The organism is Halobacillus sp. AWM4_238, assembly GCF_056158265.1.
In genome coordinates, this window is record NZ_JBSWSY010000002.1 from 2,759,201 (window position 1) to 2,782,338 (window position 23,138).

Here is a 23,138-nt window from a genome sequence, read left to right on the forward strand (position 1 = left end):
TGAACTTGGTCGATATATTGATGATTGGATTGATATACGGATGATTCAATGGATAGCGATCCATTCACATCCATCATAAAAGGAGTTCCTGTTGAACAGGGACTCCTTTTTCATCTTATATCACTCTTAGGATACGGATAACGAATTAGATCCAACTGAACCATGACTCTATGGCATCGCAAAATTTTCAAAAAGGACACTTATCCCAATCCACCCGAACTTAAGACCGTAGTAGATGAGGATCAAACTCGCCAGACCCTGAATCCACTTTAAAAGATTGGAATGGACGATGTACCTCCCGAAATGTACAAAGAAAGCCAAGTTCGCATTCCACAACCCGATCCCCAGAAAAACCATAGAACTGATGATGAATGACCGGAACATATTCTCTTCTTGTAATGCCCCACTCAAAACAGAGCCATAAATACTGATCCAAAACAATAGATTCATTGGATTCGTACCCGCAATGACCACACCTTTTATATAGGAAAGGAACGCTTCGCCCTTTAGATTTTTCCTCACTGAACTTTCCTCCACCCTCCATTCCTCTTTGGAACGAAGGCTTGTCCAACCCGCGTGGACCAAGACGATACACCCAACGAGCATCAATGTAATTTGGACCCATGTCCAAGTAAGAAACACACCCACTCCAAAAAACATCGCCGCCATCAATACCAGATCAGAAGACATTCCCCCGAGTCCTACACAAAAAGCTGGCCAAAACCCATAAATAAGCCCTCTTCGCATAATTTCGATGTTTATTGGTCCGACAGGTGCGGCAATGGATAAACCTAACACAATGGAACTTACAATTAAGACAACCAAATCTTCCCTCCTTTTTCTTCAAAAGGACTGAGAAAAAGAGGAACGATGATCCCGTCCCTCTTTGCCATTTAATCAACAACAATGTACGCAATCATTGGACCATCAGAAGCGATTTCAGCGTGGGTTGTGCAAATCAGACGATAGATGCCTTCCTTTTTGAACTGAAGATCTACCACTGTCTCTTTTCCTTGCTCCACCATGCCTTTGACGTCCGTACCTTCAATATAAAACGGGTGTTCTTTTCCATTGACGCCGTACATGCTCAATTTGAAAGGTTCATCCTTCTCCACGAAAATCGTTCCCGGATCCCAACGATAAGCTTCGATTTCTTTTCCATCAGCGGTTTCTGCTTTAAATTCCCCTGTCACCATGTTGATCACTCGGGGCTCTCCATTCACAGGCTCAGTGGAGGTCGAGACGGCCCCTTTCCAGAAGAAACTTCCTATGAAATAAGCTGCAAAAGCGATAATGATGGCACCTAAAAGTAAACCGATTTTTCGTGCAGATAAAATCCACGCATCCACGCCATACCCCTCCTATTTTTTCGTTCGTTCATTTATATGCAAAGAGACACCGAAAACTTGTCTACTTTTTAAAGTAAAGCTCCCGTTTGTGGAAGGCTCAGTTTCGAGATGTTCCCGGGGGTCGTTGCCTGGTTAAGCGTCAGGGGTGGCTGGGAAGCAACTCGCTTTCCTGCGGGGATGGCGGCAAGCCTCCTCGGACTTCGTCCTGTGGGGTCTCGCCAGCCAATCCATTCCCGCGGGAGTCTCGCAGCTTCCCAACCACCCCTTTCATAGTAAGGAGAACGACCCCTATACCTAGAGGAAGTGTCTCCCATCCCACCCTCCTAAGGCAGGCATAAAGCGTTTTGTATCAGGCTTATAAATTCTGAGTGTCTGATGTGAAGGGGTTATATGATCCATCCTCAGTCTCCTCAGTCATTCAAGCTGATTGTTCCAGAAGTGATTTCGAGAATCTTCCATGGCAAAGGGGCGGAGGGGAATAGATCGCTTTCCGTGGGAGCGCGGGGAGCACACACCACGCATGCTTAAAGGCAGCCTTGTCTGGTTGAAATAAAGTATGACAATTCCTGGCCATGGATACGGGGTCAGGGAAACGACGATTTGCAGTGTTTTGGATCCGTCAGTAGAAAGACACACACGTTCGTGTCTCCATGCGGTTTTCATGCGGACGTTTCCCAGACCCTGTTTCCTCGCTTTATTTGTGATGGACCATTGTTTCAAACGACTCTATAACAGCGTGGATAAGCAAATCTTCATGACAGAACTCGTCTGGTTACGGTTAGAGGGATTTCGAGAACCTCATAGAGCAAAGGGGCGGAGGGAAACGGTGATCCTCCTGTGGGAAGAGCGTGGTAGATGAGACCCCGCAGAGCGTTAGCTCGAGGAGGCTCATCACTCGCCCACGGAAAGCGAACCTTTTCCCGGAGCCCCTAAACCCCCACAAAAGTCTCGAAATTGAGTCTTACAGAATCCTGTTATAAACAAGAATAAAAGAACCACGCCTGGGACGTGGTTCTTTTGGTTAGTAGAATATTTTCGGGTTGATCCACTCGGTGTAAGAGGAAGAATCTTCTTCATCTGAATCGAGCAGCAGGGAGCCGCATTTATGGTCAAATCGGAAAGGGATGACCTGCCTATAATCAGATGGTAAAATGTCGGCATTTCGATACTCCGTAAATGGAAGATCCAACGGCTTACCACCGATGTCGTCTTTTCTCAACTCTTCAATGACGATACGTCCGATCTGTCTCCCTAAACGTAGACCTTCGTCATTATCCGAAGGAAAGTGGACACCGGCGTAAAGTCTTGAGAGAGCGTTTTCCTCCGCTATTGCTTTGAGCTTCCTGCGCTCTGCCGGGAAAAAGTAGCTAAGGATAACTTCTGCAGCCCCGGATACGGTTGCGTGTCCGGATGGATAGGAAGGATGTTTGGGCGTGCAAATAACCGTTCGCAGTTGAGGGTCCAATTGATTCGGCCTCGGTACGAGCCAGCGGTATTTTAATGACCAGCAAACGACAAATGCGTCATTCATCCCGCTGAAAACGGCTCCTAACATACGGGCAGCCCGGGGGGCTTCAACACCATAAGTATCAATCAAACGGTCCACAATGGGTGTCCATTGTTTTGAGGCTGCCCCCTCTCCCCAGTACATCGCAATCTTCTTTTGCTCTTCTGTCAGGTGGGATAGTGTCTCTTTCACTACCTTCAATTCATTGTAGAAGTCAATGTTCTTTGGATCCTTAATGGCTAGTCGGATCGGGCGTCCATCCAACGTTTTAAACCCGTGCCTGCGACTGTGTTCAATAAAATAAGTTTTCCATCTCCCCGCTTCGTACTCTACCCCTTCATTCTCTAATGGTGGGCGGCTTTCACCAGCATAAGGCAAATCGGTCCAATAAGGATACGGTTGATTTAGTGACATGGTCACCCCTCCCTTTTCCTCATCTTATGCCAGAAGATGGGCGGAGGTGTAAAGATTACCCGTACCTTCTTTTATGCAGGTCGGAAGTCTGGGCTTGGATGAGGGCTGCATAGTCACCGTCTTTTTCCATAAGCGTCTGGTGGTTCCCTTTTTCCACGATCCTTCCGCTCTTAAGAACAAGAATCAGATCAGCCGCTCGGATGGTATGAAGGCGGTGAGCGATAACGAAGCTCGTACGCCCTTGCATTAAATTTGCAAGCCCGGCATTTATTTTCATTTCTGTCACGGTATCGATGCTGCTTGTTGCTTCATCTAAAATGAGCAGAGATGGATCTGCAATCATGGCACGAGCTATGGACAACAGCTGTCTTTGCCCATGACTTACCCCTTTCCCATCGGAATCGAGGACCGTTTCGTATCCATTCGGTAATTGGGTGATAAAATCATGAGCCATGGCTGACTTGGCCGCTACTTCGACCTCGTCATCTGAAGCTTCCAGTCGTCCGTAACGGATATTCTCCCTTATGGTCGTATGAAACATGGTGGCATCCTGGAGTACGACACCCATCTGGTTTCGTAGACTGTTTCTTGTCACACTTTTTAAGTCGACTCCATCTAACAGAATCCGTCCTGAGTCCGGGTCGTAGAAACGTGACAGCAAAGATATAATTGTTGTTTTCCCTGCCCCTGTAGGGCCAACGAGAGCTACCGTTTGACCTGATTTCGCTTCAAAGGTAATATCTGAGAGCGTCTGCTGTTCTTCTTCATAAGAGAAATGAACTTGCTCGAATCGGATATCACCTTGAATATTCGAAATGTCATGGGCATTCTTCTCATCCAGTCTTTCTTCCTTTTCATCAATGACTTGGAAGACCCTGTCTGCGCCTGCTACTGCCGAGAGGATCATATTAAATTGATTGGCTAGATCATTCAATGGACGAGTAAACTGACGAGAGTAAGTCGTAAACGTAACGATGATTCCTATGGATATTGAGCCGTTTAGAGTCAGCAGCCCACCTGCTCCGACGATAATTGCGAAGCTAACATTATTCAACATGTTCATTAGTTTAGGAATAAATCCTGTGTACACTTGTGCATAGTAGCCGGACTTCATCAATGCTTTATTTTTTTCTCGAAACTCATCGATGACATCATCCTCTTTGGAGAACATTTTAATGATCGGCTGACCGGAGAACATTTCCTCTACATAGCCATTAACTTTGCCAAGGTCCTTTTGCTGTTCCTTAAAATAAGGACCGGTGCGATTTGTGATCCACCTCATCCCAAAATACATGACAGGAACAATGGTCAGGGTCAGACATGTGAGCATGGGACTTAACCAAAACATGATGATCAATGTACCGATGATTGTCAATAAACTTGTAAAGAATTGTACGACTGCTGTGTTTAAGGTACGGCTTACGTTTTCAATATCGTTCGTGAGCCTGCTCATCAACTCTCCCTGTTGCATTTTTTGGAAAAAGCGAACGGGCAGTAGTTGTACGTGAGAAAATAGATGGGACCTCATTAATCGAACCGAGTTTTGAGCAATGCCGATCATCCAAAAATTCTGCATCCATAAAAAAAGCGAATAAGACAAGTAGACAAGAAACAAGATGCCCAACATGTTTAGGAGCGTGTCAGATGTAGGATCTTCTATAACCATGTCAACCGTCTGCCCTAGAAGATAAGGACCCAGCAAAGATAAGGAAGAACTGATAAGTATGGCTGCCATTACGATCGTAAATCTCACTTTTTCCTTGGCCATATAACCCCAGATTCTACGGAGTGTAACCCTGACGTTTTCTACTTTGGGAGGTTTTGAACCAATCCCCTGAGCATGCCCTACCCTTGGTTTAGTATCTCCCCTCATGACGTCACCCCCTCCTGCTGAGATTTATGGATTTCAGCGTAATATTTACTTTGCTGAAGCAATTCATCATGCGTGCCCTGAGCAATAATCTCCCCTTGGTAAAGAATCAATATGAGGTCAGCCTTTTGGATGGAACTGACTTTTTGCGCAACAATGAATACCGTACAGGGCTGTTCGTCGAGAGTGCTTAAAAGCTTCTTTTCGGTATGAGCATCCAAGGCACTTGTACTATCATCCAAAATCAAAATCCTGGGCTTACGCACCAGAGCCCGCGCTATAGAGAGACGCTGTTTCTGACCACCAGAGAAGACAATACCTCTCTGGCCGATTTGTGTCTCGTAACCATTTGGCAACGCTTTAATAAAATCATGAATTTGCGCCTGTTTAGCCGCTTCCACAACCTCCTCATGTGTCGCTCCTCTTTTCCCCCAGGCAATGTTTTCCCTGACCGTACCTGAAAACAAATGCACCTCTTGTGGGACAAGACTGATCTGTTTTCTAATATTTTTCACCTGGAGATTTTCAATTTCCACCCCATCCAAAAAGAGTTGACCCGCATTTTTTTCATACAATCGGGGTATTAAATGAAGCAAAGATGTTTTTCCTGAACCTGTTTCCCCAATAATGCCGACAGTGGTTCCTGGCCCCGCATGGAAGTTCAAGTTTTTAAGGACAACGGATCCTCCCCGTTGAAGAGAGACATCAGAAAAGCGGACCGTACCGTCCAAATCTTTGGCCTCGCCTGATGTATCATCATCCGTAGTTTGATGCAGAACGTCTGCAATCCTTTCAGCTGAGGCCTGCCCTCGCGAGATGACCATGATCAGGAACGTAAAAACAGAGAAGGTGAATAAAATTCTTGTCGCATAGTTGATGATGGCAACCAATTCACCAGCTTCCACACCCGCAAAGCTAAGGATTTGTGCACCAACAAAAAGGAGGACCAGGATGACGATGTTCATCCCTAACATGACAACAGGCATGGCCACCTCCATGAGCCACAAGGCTTTTTTATTCTGAAGAACCAATGATTCGTTCGCCTGTTGAAATCTCTCTTCTTCATGTTTTTTTCGGTTGAACCCCTTGATTAATCGGATCCCGGCTATATTTTCCCGAATGATTGTGTTAAGGCCATCGAGTTTTTGCTGAACTTTCTTAAACCACTTGACCCCTTTTGTAAGAAGAAAGAATAAAAATAATAAAAATACAGGTACACTGCCTAGTAGCAGGAATCCAAGTTCTATGTCGATCGTAAAAGTCATCACTAAAGCAAAAAGGATGAAAAGTGGAGCTCTGAGCCCAATTCTGACAAACATGAATAGCAGGTTTTGAATCTGAATCACATCATTCGTGATCCTTGTGACCAGGCTCGGGGTCGTCATGTGTTGAAAATGACGAGCCGAAAACTGTTGAACTTTTGAAAATAAATCTTTCCTCAGGTCATAACCCACACCTTGACTAAGGTCGGCAGCAAAGAAAGAGTTGGTTACACCTGCCGTAAAGGCGAGCAAAGACAAACCTAAGAGCATGCCACCCCATAGCAGAACTGTATTGAAGTCTTTCGCTATGATGCCGTCATCTATGATTTTGGCCATGAGGATGGGCTGGGACAGCTCAACCAATAATTCTATGAACATAAGAGAAAGTGCGATCCAGGCAGACTTTTTATAAGGTAGGGTATAAGAAAAAATCGTACGCATACAAAATCCTCCAAACGTTTATCGATACGAAGCCCCGTTATACAGATGGAAACATCATCCAGTTAGATGAACGTGATGCTTATGCATAACTCCAGAAAAGAGTGTGGTTGCGTTATACAGAAAACGGCAAATAAAGGTATATCGGTATAACTTTTGTATAACAACAACCCCTCTGAAAATCGCGCCATTGAGCCAAAAACACGGACTTACTTATTGATTATTTACACTACTTTACGTCATAATAGGCAGTGAACACGAACAAATATGTAAGTACTTGTTACCTTTATAAAAAGCAAATAAAATAATATTCACAGTATTTTCCCGAACGAACAGGAAGGTGATCCTTTTTATGGACGACATAAAACCGATTTTTCCCATTTCTGAAGAATTGCTAGAACTCGTAGACCTGCTAAACCAGGTCCCGGAATTGGAAGAAGAAAACGTCATCCCACAGACGATGACAGTTTTGAACAAAGTCTATGCCCAAGGAATATTGGAAGGTTACGAAAAAGCCATGCAAAAAAAAGAGCAAATTACAAAAAAATAACGCGAGGTGTATGCAGATGAAGAAAGATGGGATCGGCCTTGATGTCACTCTTGAAGTCGTGTGCGGAAAGTGGAAAGGGTTAATTCTTTGGAAACTAATCCACGAAAATCATCTGCGTTTCAATGAACTGCGTCGGTCCCTTGATGGAGATATCTCTTCCCGAATCCTCGCCAGAGAGTTAAAGAAACTCATCCAGGAAGATTTAGTTGAACGAATCGACTATGAAACCGTGCCTCCCAAAGTAGAGTACCACGTGACCCCTTACGGACGAACAACGGTCTCATTCTTGGAGAAGATGAACCACTGGGGGGTTCACCATAAGCAAAGGATGGACCAGCAAGAGAGCCTCTCGGACGTATCAAATCAACTGAAAGAACAATAGAAAAAAAGAGGCACATCCTAAAAACAAGTGCCTCTTTCTGCAGGACCCTAAGAACGATCGTTAGGATAAACCAGGCCGATCTGCCTGCGAGCTTCCTCCATGACCTTCGCTGTGATCAGCGTATGCTCCAACGAATTATTCTCAGACCGATCTTTTTCCTTCTCCATCAGTCTGATAAATTCAGCCGCTTCATAATACATAGGTGAAAACTCATCTTCAAAAGAAAGTTCTTCTACTGAACCATCTCTGTAAATAATTCTTATATCTTTCGGTTCAGAAATATTCGGGATAAGTAGGGTCCCTTTTTCACCTTGAATTTCCGAAGGTGCATGGGAATCAACAATTTTAGAGTGCATCACCACTCCTTCCATCCCATCATAAGCTGCGACCACACTGCCCTGTCCGTCAACACCAGAATCCAAAAACACGGCATTAGCCTGGACATGGTTGGGGGCTCCAAATAATACGACCATCGGATAAATTCCATAAATGCCAAGATCCATCAGAGAGCCGTTTGACAGTTCCGGTTTGAAAGCATTCAGTACCTCTCCTCTTTTATAGGCATCATAACGAGAGGAATACTTACTGAAGTTCCCGACAAAGCGTCTCACTTCCCCTATTTTATGTAGGTGTTCCTGTATGCTCAGGAAGCCCGGCATCAATGTAGACTTCACGGCTTCCATTAACAGGACACCTTCTTCTTTTGCTACTTCAATCATGGAAGCGATCTCCTGTTGATTGGAAGCCATCGGTTTTTCACATAAGACATGCGTTCCTTCTTTCATGATTGCTTTCGCCTGCTCCGCATGGAAGGCGTTAGGACTCGCAATATAAACTGCATCCACATTGGAACTGGATGCCATCTTTTTTATGTCTGTATACGTCTCATGCGCACCGTGTTTTGATGCAAAAGCCGCTGCTTTCTCTTCTGTGCGAGAATAAACGGCCTGCAATGTAAAACGAGGATGCTGTTTCGCTGCGTCGATAAACTTTTCTGTAATCGTATTGGTTCCTATAATTCCGAATTTAACCATGTAAGACACCTCCAAGAAAAACGTACCCTCATTATACATGAAACTTGGAAGAAACACCCACACACAAGTTTGACTTAGTCCATGTGCTTCAAAGCTAGTTCAGCCAGGACCTGTTGGCCTTTAGGCGTTGGATGAACATCCCCTTGAATGATGTATTCAGGGTGCCCATCATAGGCCTTATAAGCATCAACAAGGGTGACGGATGCAAAGTGTTTTAGCAGCTTGATTAGGGAAGCGTATTGCTGGTTAATATAAGCGAGCGGGGTGCTTAACTGGTCACCCGCAGCAGGATATGGATTGTATATGTTGTAGACGAGAACTTTCCCTTTCGTTAAAGTCTCAATTTCAAGAATCGTCGAATAGACATTGTAAATGAGATCTCTTATGACCGGGGCTGCCTCTTCCATTTTTAAGCCATCCAATCCCCCATTCTTTTTGACGACGTTCAATAAATCGTTGCCCCCTATATACACGATGACATAATCTGCGTCCTTCAGACTCTTTCTGAAGATATCATTGGTTTGAACGGCTGTTAACAGTTCATCAGATGTCAGGCCGGGAATACTTAAATTGGTCACTTCTATATCCTTTTTCATACCAATTAAAGACGGAAACGATCCTTTTGGAGGGTTTTCATTTTTGTTGTCCAAATTATACCCAAATGGAATCGAGTCGCCGATGGCAACCAATCTTTCTTCTTTAAATGCTGCTATGTCAGAAGGTGCCAGAAAGATAGCGAACACCATGACCAGGATCCATAAATTCTTCATTCTTTTCCCCTGCCTCGATTTATATGTAAAACATGACGCCTGATGAAAACCAAGCGTCACATCCACCTATTTTGCAATAAACATCTGCACCCAGTAATTGCCGTCTTCTGCATAACCGACACCAATATGCGTGATTCTCTTGTTCATAATGTTCTTACGGTGACCCGAACTATTTAACCAGCCGTCGACAACCGATTGAGGCGACTGCTGCCCTGCAGCAATGTTCTCAGCGGCTGTAGAATAATCCACACCGAATTCCTTCAACATTTCAAAAGGACTTCCATAAGTTGGTGATGTATGGGAGAAATAATCATTCTTCGCCATATCTTCAGATTTTGTTTGAGCAACTTCTTCTACATCATTGCTATTCTTAAGAGGTTTCAGACCATTTTTCTCTCGAGCTTTGTTCGTCAAATCAATGACCTGTTGTTGGAAATCGCCATTTGCCTGATCGCTCTCCCGTGCAGTATTATCACGATTCTGATCGGCTTGATTCGGTTGATCTGGGACTTGCCTTTGCGCCTGGTCCCCACCTCGTGGACCTTCTGTGTAACGACCATCTTGATCAAAAAAGTACGGACCTTGGATGGCTCCTGTACCATTTGGGTTCATCCCTTCAAAAGGAATGTTGGCATCGAAACGATTTTGACCGTTTCCTCCACGAGTCAAATCTCCTGGTTGATTTCCATCCCCCTGCATTCCTTGGTCTTCCGGACCAAAACTAACTTGATTCAAATTGTTGCGCTGACTTTCACGTGCGCGTTCTTCCGATGTATTACAAGCAGCTAACATGGCAATCATCATGAGCGCTGCGAATAAAATGAACCACTTTTTCTTCATCATGCATCCTCCTCAGGATTAATCTTCACGTTTACTATTTGCATGACAGCAAACAATATCCCTGAGAAGAAGTACCATTTCAGCACACCAATTCCTCTTTACTTAACAAAAGCTCCCGTTTGTGGAAGACTCAGTTTCGAGATGTTCCCGGGGGTCGTTTGCCGTGTTGGGTGTTAGGGGTGGTTGGGAAGCAACTCGCTTTCCTGCGGGGATGACGGCAAGCCTCCTCGGACTTCGTCCTGTGGGGTCTCGCCAGCCAATCCATTCCCGCGGGAGTCTCGCAGCTTCCCAACCACCCCTTTCATAGTAAGGAGAAACGAACCCCTATACCTAGAGGAAGTGTCTCCCATTCCTCCTCCTAAGGCAGGCTTAAAGCGCTCTGTATCAAGCTTATAAATTCTGAATGCCTGATGTGGAGAGGTTATATGATCTACTTTCCTCAGTCTCCTCAGTCATTCAAGCTGATTGTTCCAGAAGTGATTTCGAGAATCTTCTATGGCAAAGGGGCGGAGGGGAATGGCGAGACTCCTGCGGGAAAAAAGTGCAGGGTGAGACCCCACAGGACGCAGTCCGAGGAGGCTCACCGCGCTCCCGCGGAAAGCGAGCTATTCCCCGCAGCCCCGATCCACAGCACAAAAGTCTCGAAATCAAGTCTTATAGAAAACTGCCATATACTTTAATAAATTAAAAAACCTGAACAGTCCGTTTGAGGATGTTCAGGTTTTTGGGCATGTTATTTGGTGTGGCAATCGGGGCAGCAGTGTTTGCAGCCGTTCACTTCATCATAAGTATTTCGGGCAACTTCGAGTGCGTTGGCGCAGTCGTTATGACCGCCTAATTCCAATAAGTTCTTCTCAAAAGGCATAAAGTCACAGCCTTCCACATGCACTTCGTGTTCGCCACCCGTCTGCTGGTTTTGATTCACATAAAATTGTGCCAATACCATAACCTCCTTTTGTGAAGGAGTACCCTCACCAGACGTTTAACAAACACAAAAAGACGGGTTGAGGAAGCTTTTCTAGTCGTCAAGGTTGAAACATATGACTTTCTGTTCGGTCATGGATTCTATGCTAAACCGTACCCCCTCACGACCAATCCCGGATCCTTTCGTCCCTCCGAACGGCATTTCATCAATCCTATAATCGCTGCTGTCGTTGATCATGATCCCACCAACGTCCATTTTTCTTATGGCTTTGAAAGCCTGATTGATATCATTGGTAAAGATTCCTGCGTGTAATCCATAATTGACGGAATTGGATTTTTCAATTGCTTCCTCTAAATCAGCGACAGGATTGACAAGGACGACGGGTCCGAAAATTTCTTCTCTCATGATTGTGGCTTCCGGTGGGACATGGGTCAAAATGGTTGGCATATAATAGGAGCCATCACGGGTCCCGCCAGCTTCAATTTTCGCCCCCTTGTCTATGGCTTCTTCCACCCATTGTGATACACGGATCGCTTCTTTCTCGTTAATCATCGGGCCTACATCTGTTCTTTCATCCATTTTATCGCCGACGTTCAGAGCTACGGTCGCTTCCACCAGGCCATCAATGAATTCAGGAAAAATTTCTTCGCTTACAAATATTCTTTGAACACCGATGCAATTTTGTCCGGCCGCTGAAAAAGCACCCGAACAACAAGCATGGACAGCTTTGGAAACATCCGCATCATTTAGAACGATGACCGGGGAGTTCGACCCAAGCTCCATGCTTATTTTCTTCGTTCCAGCTTTCCTCGTGATGGCTTCTCCAGCCTCTGATCCCCCTGTAAAAGAAACCATTTTGATGGCTGGATGCTTGATCAGTGTATCTCCGACTTCCTTTCCTGACCCAGTAACGACGGAGAGATAACCCTCAGGAAGTCCAGCTTCTACAAAGGCCTCTGCAAGCTTCAATGCGCTTAAAGGGGTAGCTGAAGCTGGTTTGACTACAATGGCGTTCCCTGCAGCAATGGCTGGGCCAATTTTATGTGCGACTAAATTGAGAGGGTCATTAAATGGAGTGATGGCTCCTACAACCCCCACAGGATACCGTTGATAATATCCAACTCTTTTTTCACTGCCGGGATTTTGATCAAAGTTGATGGTTTCTCCTTTTAACCGCCTTGCTTCCTCCGCACTAATTCGTAACGTTTGAATCGCTCGTGAAACCTCTGAGTGAGCTTCCGTAATGGTCTTACTGCCTTCACAAGCGATGGTTGCAGCGAATGCTTCGTGGTTTAGCTCCAAATGATCAGCAGCTTTACTTAAAATGCGGACCCTTTCATGAGTGGGAAGAGGGTCTCTCATTCGAAACGTTTCATCCGCCGTTACAATGGCTTCCAACATTTCTTCTTTTGTGGCGGAGGGGACAGTGGCCAGGGTTTCATTGTTCTGTGGGTTGCATACATCAAAGCTGCGCAGACCTTCTCGCCATTCTCCCCCGATTAACATTTTATAACTCTGCACCTTCGTCGTCATGAATGGCTTCCTCCTCCGATTTTGGATTCCTGTTTCTGCTTGTGGCAATGAATCAGGTCGATCAATAAAGAAAATCCCGTTTCCTTTAACCCTGCCCCCGCTCCTGTGAGCATGATCGGACCTGACAAATCACATTCATAGACGATCGCATTCGTTGCACCGGTCACACCCGCCAAGAGATCCTCTCGTTTAATCCGCTCGGGGCGGACAGTCGCCTTCACTTTTCCGTTATCTTGAGATATGCGTGCAAGCAGCTTCCATTTTTCACCTTCCTTTTCCGCTTCTCTGATATCGTCTACGGTCAGTCCTGTGATTCCTGCACAGAAAATTTCGTTCGGATCGAGATGAACACCAAAAACATGGTTGGATAATATAGCCGCTTTATATCTGACGTCGTATGCCTCAAGGTCACTCGTAGGGTCGGCCTCTGCATAACCGAGAGCTTGAGCTTTTTCCAACGCTTGATTCAATGTCATTCCACTCTCCATAGCTGTAAGAATATAATTGGTCGTACCATTCAATATCCCTTTAATTTCTTTTATTTGATTGCCAGCCAAGGTTTCTAGTGGGAGCCTTAGCGCCGGCGTCCCACTCATGACCGTTCCTTCAAATCCGAAAAACACATCATGTTGATCGGCTTTTTCGGTTAATTCTTGATATGCGAGGGCAACTGGGCCTTTGTTTGTCGTAATCACACTTTTTCCTGTTTCAAAAGCTCGATGACAGTGAGTGAGTGCAGGCTCTCCCGTCTTGACATCCGTGTAGGTCACTTCAATAATGACATCGGCGTGGCATTTCTCTATGGTTTCTATGCTGCTCCAGCCAAAAGTGGTTTGACTGGAAGTTGAATAGGACTCCACAGAGCCCGTCCGTTTGACACACTCCAGTAACTTCGGAATATTTAAGCCGTCCGCCTGGTAAACAGATCCTTTCATGACATCCGATACGGCCACGATTTCAACATCCAGTCCATAGTTTTGTTGAAGTTCTTTATGTTTTTCTTCCACAATTTCTGCAAACGCCTGACCTACACCACCGAATCCAATCATGGCTATTTTTATACTCAATGGACTCCTCCTCGCTCAAGTATTAAGTAAGCACTTTTCAAAAGCACGCTCACACCGACCGGCAATGAGCGTTCGTCGATATCGAAATCTGACTGATGAAGACTCCGCTCCCTTTTCAGACCGCAACCTAGAAAAAACATCGCCCCTGGCATTTTTCTAGTGAAATGACTGAAGTCTTCGCTCCCCATACCAAAGGGCTGTTCATACATATCCAAACCATCTGCCGCCTCCCTTATGATACGGTTGATTCTGGGATCATTGATTAAAGAGGGTTCACCACGCTGAATGTGGAGTGAATAATCTCCGCCGAGCGCTGTGACAACGTTGGCCACATGATGGATTTCCGTACATAACTTTTCTCTTACATCATCCTTGTAGGATCTTAGGGTGCCTTTGATCTCAATCATACTTGGAATCACATTGTTGGCGTCCCCCGCGTGCACCTGCCCGACGCTTATTGTCCCGACATCTTGTGGATCTATTTTACGACCATTCAGACTGTACAACGCCTGCAACACATAAGTCGCCATCCATATGGGGTCTTTGACATGCTGAGGATATCCCGCATGGCCCCCGCTTCCGTGAATTTTCAAATGAAATTCATCATTGTTCGCCATACTCGGTCCGTCATTCCACTGAATACTGCCGTACTTCCTCCAGGGGCACATGTGAAGAGAGAGGATAGCATCCAGATCTTCCAGTCTGCCTGACTCCAGCATTTTCATGGCTCCCGTTTCCCCTGAGCTATCACAACTTTCTTCTGCTGGTTGAAAGATGAGTTTGACCGTTCCTTGAAAACGTCCAGTTCTTGCGTCTTCAGCCAACAACTGCGCGATGCCGAGCAAGATGGCCATATGCGCATCATGACCACACGCATGCATCACACCTGCTTGTTGCGAGGCCCAATCAACGTTCAAGGTTTCCATGATGGGAAGGGCATCCATATCCGCACGGATTCCCACGACAGGCCCATCCCCATGGCTGAGAGTAGCGACGACCCCAAAGCCTCCAACATTCTTTTCAATTTCAAACATGTGGAAGCTTTCCAATATCTTTACCACATTTTCACTCGTTCGCTTTTCCTGAAAGCTAAGTTCAGGGAAGCGGTGGAAGTCCCTCCGCCACCCCGACAAACGATCAAAAAGCTGGTTCGAGCGCATGACGAGGTCTGACTTTTCGGTCTTCACATCCTCCCCTCCTCACTTTTTCACATAGGTTTGCAACGATTGGAAAGCTTGGGAAAGGTCATTTTTCAAGTCTTCAATATCTTCAATTCCTGCCGAGTAACGAATCAACCCCTCTGGAATCCCCATCGCTGCACGTTCTTCAGGGGTGCATTCCACATGACTCGTTGTTCTGGATGGTCCTACCACGGTTTCCACTGAACCTAAATTGGCAGCACGGTTGGCGAATTGCAGTTTTGGCAGAAGGTCGCGGACGGTGGCCACCCCACCTTTCACAGCAAAGCTGAGCATCCCTCCAAAACCCTTCATTTGTTGTTTTGCGACTTGATGATGAGGGTGGGAAGGCAGACCAGGATAAAAAACTTCTTCCACCAGGTCGAATGTTTTTAAATGTTCCGCAATCGCTGCAGCATTTTGATTTTGCTGCTCTACCCGAAGCTTCAGTGTCTTCATGCCTCTTAAAAGCAAATAAGCGGCCATAGGATCAAGGGTCGCCCCGTTAATTTCCCTATAGTGATAGATAGCTTCAACTAGACTTTTCCTCCCACATACGGCCCCGCCTAAAGCATCGGCATGCCCGCCTAAAAACTTGGTCGCGCTGTGGATGACAAGGTCGGCTCCAAGGTCTAACGGGTTTTGATTCACAGGCGTGGCAAAGGTATTATCAACCACCACGGTTGCTCCTACAGCCTTTCCAGCGGCAGCCATCCGCTTGATGTCGGTAATTTTCACCGTCGGGTTCGTCGGACTTTCCAGATACAGTACTTTGCACCCTTTTGCGACTTCGGCTTCAAGAGCTTCATGATTCCCCGTTTCACAAAGCACGACTTCTACTTGCTGTTTCGGAAGGAATTCCGTAAAAATTTTATTCGTTCCTCCGTACGTATCCTTAATCGAAACCACACGATCGCCAGGGAAAAGCAGCGTTCCGAGCGTATTACTGATCGCCGCCATTCCTGTAGAAAAGCTTGTAGCAGCTTCTGCATTTTCTAAGATACGAATTTTCTCTTCAAACGCCTGAACGGTTGGGTTTGTATTTCGCCCATAGATGTGACCTGGCTTATTGCCGACAGCCACCTCGTACCATTCATCCATGTCGTCATAACCAAAGGAGACACTGTGAACGACAGGTACTTGTGTCGCTCCGAATGCGAGTTGTTCTTTCTCACCAGCCCAAATCGATTTTGTACTAAACTTCGCGTTTTTCATCCTTAACACCCTCCCAGGCTAATAATTGATGGTACACATGTCTTGCAATGGCTGTATCCTGAACACCCGTCCCTGTCAAATCACAGACCGTAATCTCCTCCTCTGACCTCCGGAACGAACGTCTTTGACTGGTCACTTGGCCGAGTTCCACCGCACGAGCTTGTTCATTCGGAGCCGAACGCAATTCTCCCAAACGGACGGACTGAGCTTTCACATCACAGACGATGACATCCGCTTTTTCCATAACGGAGGCATCTAATTCCTGCTTGTGCTCAGCATCCGACCCCATAGCGGTGATGTGAAGTCCCGGTCTAACCCAATCCCCATAAATCAAGGGTTCTTTGGAAGGTGTCGTCGTTACAACGAGATCACTTTCCGCTACAACCTGTTCAACTGAATCACAGACCGTCACATGAAATCCCAGTTTCTGCTCCATCTCCTGCTTGAACGCCAAAGCTTTATTTCCATCTCTTCCATAAAGGAACACATGCTCAATCGGACGAACGAGAGTAAGTGCTTGGAGCTGAAGACGTGATTGAGCTCCGGTGCCGACAATCCCTGCGAAACGGCAGTTTTCTTTGCTTCCATATTTTGCAGCCACGGCACCTGCAGCAGCTGTTCTCAAATCTGTCAGCCGCCCTTCATCCGCCAGGACAGCCAGAGGCTCACCTGTGAAACTATTGATTAGAATCATGAGTCCGTTCGCGCTCGGAATTCCCATTGCAGGGTTATTAAAAAAGCCGGAAGACAGTTTAACAGCAAAGCTGTCCTGGCCTTGGATATAGGCGGACTTGATGTCCAATTCACCATTATGATCAGGAACGTCGATCCGCATAATCGGCGGCATTACTGTTTCCTGTTCCACTAATGAGGTGAAGGCTTCTTCTATTTTTCCTACAAGATGGGTATCAAGACGGATCACTTTTTCAATGGCCTTCCGTTCATAGAGTCTAATATGACCTACCTCCTTCAGCTGATTTGTCCGCTCAAATCCATGTGGTCCCGGATGATCAACTCCTGCGGGTAAGTGGTGAAACGCTCACTTCCCGAATTTGTGACTTTAAAGGTTTCACTGATTTCAATCCCGTCTGTATCGAACCACAGCGCAGGAATCAAATGGAACGTCATATTCGGTTCCAGGACCGTCGAATCTCCTTTTCGAATGCTTGCTGTATGCTCGCCCCAATCTGGTGGATAATTAAGACCAACGGAATATCCTAAGCGAGCTTCTTTTTCAAATCCGTGCTTCTTAATACTCTTTCTCCATATTTCTTCGAGTTCTCCACATGTCACCCCAGGCTTTGCAAAGTCCAGAACATTTTGAATGCCTTCTAAAACAACCGGCGCGACTTGTTTCATTTTTTCATTGGGTTCCCCGATTGAAACGGTCCGAGCAAGAGGAACGTGGTAGCGCTTATAACAACCAGCCAGTTCGATGATGACCGCATTTCCTTTCAAAAAAGGACGGTCTGACCATGTAAGATGCGGAATGGATGTATGCTCCCCGGTCGGAAGCAGTGGGACGATGGCTGGATATTCGCCACCAAAATCCGCGGTCCCCCTCACGATGTGATAGTAAATTTCGGCCGCGGTATCGCATTCCCGAACGCCTGGATAAATGCTCTCCACGCCTTTGGTCATCGCAAGGTCCGCAATTTGGGCTGCCCTTCTCATGTACTCGATTTCCTGATCAGATTTAACGATACGCACCCCATTCACAAGCAGGGTCGCGTCCTGGAAAGTGGCATTCGATAACCCATTCTTCAACCTTTCCAAAGCTTGAGCCGTAAAATAGTAATGATCCATTTCAACACCGTATTTCCTCTTCCCCTGACCAATTTGAAGCAAAATATCCGCCATAAAATCCATCGGATGGTAAACATCTGAATGGACGTAGTAATCCGGGTAGGCAATGACATTCTCATCATAGATCCACGTCGTCACCCGGGCACCGTTCGCATCCTGATAGCGGCCAATCCACAGCGGCTGTGGTTCATCAATGATGATCACAAGCATTTGGTGAACATAAAAAGACCAGGCATCATAACCAGAAAGATAGTTCATGTTTGCCGGGTCTGTAATCAAAAGCACGTCAATTCCTTGATCAGCCATGCGCTTCTTCGTCTTTTCCAAACGCTGGTGGTACTCTAAAATGTCAAAAGGAAGAACCATTTCATCCCCTCCGCGCTAGTTATCTGAATTTTTAAACGACTGTACATTCATTGTATTCAAAGATACTTTTTCTTGTAATGTAAAAAGTGTATGAAGTTTTGAAGATGTCCTTAGTACAATGTCGTCATGCACCTTTCCCATCATTTCATATGTTAAGATACGAGTAACCGAAACCAAGGAGGACATGACGATGACCTATAGTTATTTATCTCATTTGTACTGCCCGAAATGTGAGGAAATCTATCAAGCAACCGAACGTCAACATCTATGCGTATGCGGGTCTCCTTTACTCGTAAACTATGATCTAGACAAATTAAAAGAAACCTGGTCCACCGAGCAGCTCAAAGAACGCACCCCCGACCTATGGCGTTATCATGAACTTTTACCACTCCAAGACCCTACATACAAAACTTCACTGGGAGAAGGCATGAGTCCTTTAATTCCTCTCCCCACTCTCCAGAACGATATGAATATCCAAACGTTGCATATGAAAGATGAAGGAATTACCCCAACCGGGTCCTTTAAAGCGAGAGGGGCTGCGGTTGGGGTATCAAAAGCGAAAGAGCTAGGTGTGAAAGAACTCGCGATGCCGACCAATGGCAATGCGGGAGCCGCCTGGTCTTTGTATGCGTCAAGAGCATCGATGGAATCGACCATCGTCATGCCCGTCGACGCTCCGAAAATCACCCGCAACGAATGCGCGTTATCAGGGGCTAACCTTTTTCTCGTTGATGGACTGATTAGCGATGCTGGTAAAATCGTAGCGGAAGCTGTAAAAAAATCAAACCTCTACGATGTGTCCACATTAAAAGAGCCGTATAGAATCGAAGGAAAGAAAACGATGGGGCTTGAAATTGCCGAACAATTAGGATGGAGGGTTCCTGATGTCATCCTCTACCCTACAGGTGGAGGCGTTGGATTGATTGGAATCCATAAAGCTTTGAGAGAGCTGCAGGAGCTTGGGTGGATCGCTAAAGACAAAATGCCAAAGCTCGTAGCCGTCCAATCCGAAGGCTGCGCTCCGATCGTTGAAGCATGGCAGCAGGGAAAAAGAGAATCTTCCTTCTGGAAAAACTCTGAAACCATCGCTTTCGGCATCAATGTACCAAAGGCGATTGGTGATTTCCTTGTCCTCGATGCTTTGTATGATACCGATGGATGTGCAGTCACCGTCAGCGATCAGGAGCTTTTGACTGAACAGGAAAAAGTCGCACAAAAAGAAGGGGCATTCGTTTGCCCTGAGGGGGCTGCTGCATTTTCTGCTGCCAGAAAGTTAAGAGCAGAAAACTGGATTTCCTCAGAGGATGAAGTGGTTGTACTCAATACGGGGGCAGGCATCAAATATCCAGAAACCGTCCAGATTGATATTCCTATTCTTCAACCTGGAGACAGCCTGGAAAGCAAGGTATAAAACTCTCAACTTCCCCTTCTTCCGATATAACTATCCGGGCAAAGGAAGCTTTTATCGGTAAGTTTCGGAATTTTATCAGTGACTTTTGAACATTTATCGGTGGCTTTCGGAATTTTATCAGTGACTTCGGAGGATTTATCAGTATCGAAGCATTTTTGAAAGGTCGATAGAGTAAAAAAAAGAGACTCATGCAAAAGCATGAGTCTCTTTTTTTATAAGGACTGTACGACATCAGATATGTCCGCTGCTTGTGTAATAGCTGAAATAACTGCAACACCATCAGCTCCCGCTTCCATCACTCTTGCAGCATTTTCAGCATATATGCCCCCAATCCCGACGACAGGCATGTGTGGATACTGTCGTTTGACGTCCTTCACCCATTCAGGTCCAGCTACAGGGTTGGCGTCTTTTTTCGTAGTCGTCCTGTACATCGGTCCAACCCCTAAATAGTCCACAAGGTCAACAGGACTTCGATCCAGCTCATTTCTATTAGATACCGATAAGCCTATGATGGTGTCTGGATAGTTCGAACGAATCTCTCTTACACTCTCATCACTCTGCCCGACGTGAATTCCGTCTGCTTTAAGCGCATCAAAAAGTTCAATGTCATCGTTGACGATAAATAAAACATCCGCTTCCTCGCAACGTTGGCGCAGCTTATGGCCCAGGCTGTACTTCGCTTCTCCAGTTCGTGCGCCTTCGCCTTTTTCTCTAAATTGAAAGCAGGTGATTCCAGCATTAATCGCTTCTTCCAAAACGAACAAAGGGTCTTTGTTGCAGTTTTGACTGCCCATGATGAAGTATTTTCTAAGTGTAGAAGCTTTCATGATTCCACACTCCCCGCTAAAGCATCGATCAACCGCGGGATGAATGTCCCGGGACCCTCTACATCAGGGTGAGCCGCTGCTTGTTCCGCTGCCCTGCCATAATGGCTCAATGTTGCCAGAACCTTTTCTGAAGGATCGCCTTCGACTGATAAGCCCGCAGTGAGCAAGGAACCTAACAAACAGCCGGATCCTGTCACTTGTGCAAGCAGAGGATGACCGGTTTCGTTAACAAAAACTTCACCTTCCATCCACCCCACATCCTTTTCACCTGTACAAACGACTCCGGTCTGATATTTTTCTGCAACGAAACGAACGATGGATTCACGGTCCGCTTCTCCTGTAGAGTCTACGCCTTTCGTCTCCACATCCAAGTCGACGAGGTGGGCGAGTTCGCCTGCGTTTCCTTTGATGACGGTCGGTTTGACCTCCTGCAGGATCCGCTGACATACGTCTGAACGATAACGGGTGGCAGGGGCGCCGACGGGGTCGAAAACGACTGGAATGCCTTTCTCATTGGCGGCCTTGCCTGCAACGATCATCGCTTCCACCTGGCCTTCGTGTAGGGTTCCTATATTCAATAACAGCCCTTGTGATAAACGGGTGACGTCTGCCACTTCCTGTTTGGCATTGGCCATTATCGGTGATCCTCCGAAAGCAATAAGTCCATTCGCTGTAAAATTCATGACGACCGCATTCGTGATGTGATGGATCAGCGGGCGTTGTTCTCTCACTTTATCGATAATATCTACAGCCATTGGTTGAAAACCTCCTCACGTAAAGCAAAATGATTGGTCGGTCCGCTTCCTTTTCCTAAATCAAAGGAGTGGCGGATGGCTTCAGTCACAAAGTACTTCGCTTCCTTGACGGCTTCTGGTAAGGCGTGTCCCTGACTCAGATAAGCCGTAATGGCTGCTGAGTACGTACACCCTGTGCCGTGCGTATTGGTAGAATCAAGACGTTCAGATCCAAATTCATAGAAGCGTTCACCATCGTATAAAAAGTCAACGGCTCTTCCTTTGAGGTGCCCTCCTTTGACAAGTGCCGCGCCTGCTCCTAATTCAGTTACGATCACTTCGGCCGCTTCTTTCATATCCGCCTCTGTTTCAATTTTCTCACCGACGAGCACTTCCGTTTCAGGGATGTTGGGCGTGACGAGCGATGTTTTCGGTACGAGATATTCTTTCAAAAAACGTTGATCTTCTTTTTCAATCAACGGGTCCCCGCTCTGAGCAACCATAACAGGATCCATGACATAAGGAGCATCCACTTCATCCAACCACTCGCTAATGACTTTCATCATGCTCTTATTAGCAATCATTCCTGTCTTCAGCGCTTGAACAGGCATGTCTTCTGAAATAGCTCTCAGCTGACTCAAAATGAATGGGTCCGGCAGATGATGAACGTCCTTCACTCCTGTCGTGTTTTGGGATACGACTGAGGTGACAACACTCATGCCATAACTCATTAACTCCTGAAAGGTTTTCAAGTCTGCTTGAATACCGGCACCCCCGCTGGGATCGGTACCGGCGATCGTCAACGCACATGAGACTTGTCTCATCTCACACCCTCCTTTTCGCAAGGCCATTGCTCTTGCGTATAAGCCATATCCCAAAAGGCATATTCCAGCTGACAACTTTTACGAAATGCTTCTCTCATCCGCTTCTTTTCTGCTTCAGAGGCACGTTCCGCATACTGATCCAGACGCTCACATAACACCGTGGTCAGGCTCTTCACTTCCTCATCTGCGTAAAACTCGATCCAAGGAAGAAAAGGATGTTCAGGTCCTGGCTGATAGCTGTTCATAAGCTCGACTCCGATTTCATAATAGGTCCACGGGCACGGAAGCAAGGCTGCTAATATTTCTCCAATGCCGCCATGATGGGCATGAAAAAGCATGTGTTTCATATAGTGATCAGCGGTTGGCGGCAATGGATATCCTTGCAGTTCTTCATAGGAAACGCCAATCTGTTCACAAAAATTATGATGAGGATGGACTTCGCTGTTCAGGATAAAATCGATCTGTTCATTGAACAGCTTTATGTCTTCTCTTCCCGGAGACTTGGATATAGCTATTCCATAGACGTGCATAAAGGCGTTCAAATACTCATAATCAGCCTTGATATAGTGAGTTAACGCTTCTTTTGAGACAATCCCTTTTCCAATACACTGGACAAAGGGATGAGTGAAGATTTTTTGATAGATGTCTTGATTTTCATTTCTCAATTGATTGGAAAAAGACACGATAAAGCCTCCTATTATTCTCGGAAGCTACTAGAGGACAGAAGGGGATCGATACTACTTTCCTCCGCCGGCATGACCCGGATCAGGTATTGAGGGACCAAGGAATGTCTCCTTATCTCAGCGAATACTCGCGCCCCTAGCAGTTTCCGTGTA

The 23,138-nt window shown here is 46.1% G+C and carries 22 protein-coding genes and 1 riboswitch; of the genes, 3 read left to right on the forward strand and 19 right to left on the reverse strand.

All coding sequences use genetic code 11. The features are described 5' to 3' along the window. Positions 1-168: 168 nt before the first annotated feature. From ACXACN_RS13770 to ACXACN_RS13790, 5 genes are all read right to left on the reverse strand, one after another. Positions 169-825 carry a LysE family translocator gene (locus ACXACN_RS13770; protein ID WP_474965196.1) on the reverse strand — a complete coding sequence of 219 codons (657 nt, stop codon included), beginning with the start codon at positions 823-825 and terminating at the stop codon, positions 169-171. 68 nt (positions 826-893) lie between these two features. Further along, positions 894-1,349: a cupredoxin domain-containing protein gene (locus tag ACXACN_RS13775; protein WP_474965198.1), complete on the reverse strand. Its 456-nt coding sequence runs from the start codon at positions 1,347-1,349 to the stop codon at positions 894-896. Between the two features lie 1,021 nt (positions 1,350-2,370). Next, positions 2,371-3,270 carry a vanadium-dependent haloperoxidase gene (locus ACXACN_RS13780; RefSeq protein ID WP_474965200.1) on the reverse strand — a complete coding sequence of 300 codons (900 nt, stop codon included), beginning with the start codon at positions 3,268-3,270 and terminating at the stop codon, positions 2,371-2,373. A gap of 55 nt (positions 3,271-3,325) precedes the next feature. Beyond that, entirely contained in the window at positions 3,326-5,143 is a 1,818-nt protein-coding gene (locus tag ACXACN_RS13785) for an ABC transporter ATP-binding protein (RefSeq protein WP_474965202.1), read from the reverse strand. Beyond that, positions 5,140-6,843, reverse strand: a complete 1,704-nt coding sequence (locus tag ACXACN_RS13790) for an ABC transporter ATP-binding protein (RefSeq protein ID WP_474965204.1) — start codon at positions 6,841-6,843, stop codon at positions 5,140-5,142. The genes ACXACN_RS13785 and ACXACN_RS13790 overlap by 4 nt, the downstream gene beginning before the upstream one ends. 349 nt (positions 6,844-7,192) lie before the next feature. Between ACXACN_RS13790 and ACXACN_RS13795 the strand changes: the two genes are divergently transcribed. Both ACXACN_RS13795 and ACXACN_RS13800 read left to right on the forward strand, forming a co-directional pair. Then, positions 7,193-7,390: a hypothetical protein gene (locus tag ACXACN_RS13795; protein WP_474965206.1), complete on the forward strand. Its 198-nt coding sequence runs from the start codon at positions 7,193-7,195 to the stop codon at positions 7,388-7,390. Between the two features lie 16 nt (positions 7,391-7,406). Continuing rightward, positions 7,407-7,772 (forward strand): winged helix-turn-helix transcriptional regulator, encoded by a 366-nt coding sequence (locus ACXACN_RS13800; protein ID WP_474965208.1) that lies wholly within the window; start codon positions 7,407-7,409, stop codon positions 7,770-7,772. Positions 7,773-7,819: 47 nt separating this feature from the next. On the opposite strand, the gene ACXACN_RS13805 is transcribed toward ACXACN_RS13800, so the two are convergent. The 10 genes from ACXACN_RS13805 to ACXACN_RS13850 all read right to left on the reverse strand — a co-directional run bounded on the left by ACXACN_RS13805 (position 7,820) and on the right by ACXACN_RS13850 (position 18,506). Further along, positions 7,820-8,806: a Gfo/Idh/MocA family protein gene (locus tag ACXACN_RS13805; protein WP_474965210.1), complete on the reverse strand. Its 987-nt coding sequence runs from the start codon at positions 8,804-8,806 to the stop codon at positions 7,820-7,822. 74 nt (positions 8,807-8,880) lie between these two features. After that, the gene (locus ACXACN_RS13810) at positions 8,881-9,576 is read right to left on the reverse strand and encodes an SGNH/GDSL hydrolase family protein (protein WP_474965212.1); all 696 of its coding nucleotides are present in this window, start codon (positions 9,574-9,576) and stop codon (positions 8,881-8,883) included. Between the two features lie 66 nt (positions 9,577-9,642). Further along, a complete protein-coding gene (locus ACXACN_RS13815; protein ID WP_474965214.1) occupies positions 9,643-10,416 on the reverse strand; it encodes a CAP domain-containing protein in 774 nt (257 codons plus the stop codon). Positions 10,417-11,149: 733 nt separating this feature from the next. Beyond that, positions 11,150-11,356 (reverse strand): hypothetical protein, encoded by a 207-nt coding sequence (locus ACXACN_RS13820; RefSeq protein ID WP_474965216.1) that lies wholly within the window; start codon positions 11,354-11,356, stop codon positions 11,150-11,152. A gap of 78 nt (positions 11,357-11,434) precedes the next feature. Further along, entirely contained in the window at positions 11,435-12,874 is a 1,440-nt protein-coding gene (locus ACXACN_RS13825) for an aldehyde dehydrogenase family protein (protein WP_474965218.1), read from the reverse strand. Next, complete coding sequence (locus ACXACN_RS13830) at positions 12,871-13,941, reverse strand: homoserine dehydrogenase (RefSeq protein ID WP_474965220.1); 1,071 nt, start codon at positions 13,939-13,941, stop codon at positions 12,871-12,873. Before ACXACN_RS13830 ends, ACXACN_RS13825 begins: the two co-directional genes overlap by 4 nt. Continuing rightward, entirely contained in the window at positions 13,938-15,128 is a 1,191-nt protein-coding gene (locus tag ACXACN_RS13835) for a M20 metallopeptidase family protein (RefSeq protein ID WP_474965222.1), read from the reverse strand. The genes ACXACN_RS13830 and ACXACN_RS13835 overlap by 4 nt, the downstream gene beginning before the upstream one ends. A 12-nt stretch (positions 15,129-15,140) precedes the next feature. Further along, positions 15,141-16,334, reverse strand: a complete 1,194-nt coding sequence (locus ACXACN_RS13840; protein ID WP_474965224.1) for a cystathionine gamma-synthase family protein — start codon at positions 16,332-16,334, stop codon at positions 15,141-15,143. Continuing rightward, a complete protein-coding gene (locus ACXACN_RS13845) occupies positions 16,315-17,307 on the reverse strand; it encodes a cyclodeaminase (RefSeq protein WP_474966880.1) in 993 nt (330 codons plus the stop codon). Before ACXACN_RS13845 ends, ACXACN_RS13840 begins: the two co-directional genes overlap by 20 nt. After that, positions 17,304-18,506 (reverse strand): M24 family metallopeptidase, encoded by a 1,203-nt coding sequence (locus tag ACXACN_RS13850; protein WP_474965225.1) that lies wholly within the window; start codon positions 18,504-18,506, stop codon positions 17,304-17,306. The genes ACXACN_RS13845 and ACXACN_RS13850 overlap by 4 nt, the downstream gene beginning before the upstream one ends. Before the next feature lie 190 nt (positions 18,507-18,696). Here ACXACN_RS13850 and ACXACN_RS13855 point away from each other — a divergent pair, with 190 nt between their 5' ends. Next, positions 18,697-19,917: a threonine synthase gene (locus ACXACN_RS13855; RefSeq protein ID WP_474965227.1), complete on the forward strand. Its 1,221-nt coding sequence runs from the start codon at positions 18,697-18,699 to the stop codon at positions 19,915-19,917. Positions 19,918-20,129: 212 nt separating this feature from the next. Here ACXACN_RS13855 and thiE read toward each other — a convergent pair whose 3' ends face one another. From thiE to tenA, 4 genes are read right to left on the reverse strand one after another with little or no spacing between them, the layout of a single operon-like run. Beyond that, a complete protein-coding gene (gene thiE, locus ACXACN_RS13860; protein ID WP_474965228.1) occupies positions 20,130-20,744 on the reverse strand; it encodes a thiamine phosphate synthase in 615 nt (204 codons plus the stop codon). Further along, entirely contained in the window at positions 20,741-21,499 is a 759-nt protein-coding gene (gene thiM / locus ACXACN_RS13865; RefSeq protein WP_474965230.1) for a hydroxyethylthiazole kinase, read from the reverse strand. Before thiM ends, thiE begins: the two co-directional genes overlap by 4 nt. Continuing rightward, complete coding sequence (thiD, locus tag ACXACN_RS13870; RefSeq protein WP_474965232.1) at positions 21,490-22,302, reverse strand: bifunctional hydroxymethylpyrimidine kinase/phosphomethylpyrimidine kinase; 813 nt, start codon at positions 22,300-22,302, stop codon at positions 21,490-21,492. Before thiD ends, thiM begins: the two co-directional genes overlap by 10 nt. Further along, positions 22,299-22,985, reverse strand: a complete 687-nt coding sequence (tenA, locus tag ACXACN_RS13875) for a thiaminase II (protein ID WP_474965233.1) — start codon at positions 22,983-22,985, stop codon at positions 22,299-22,301. The genes thiD and tenA overlap by 4 nt, the downstream gene beginning before the upstream one ends. A 42-nt stretch (positions 22,986-23,027) precedes the next feature. Further along, a riboswitch (TPP riboswitch) is annotated at positions 23,028-23,133 on the reverse strand. Positions 23,134-23,138 lie beyond the last annotated feature (5 nt).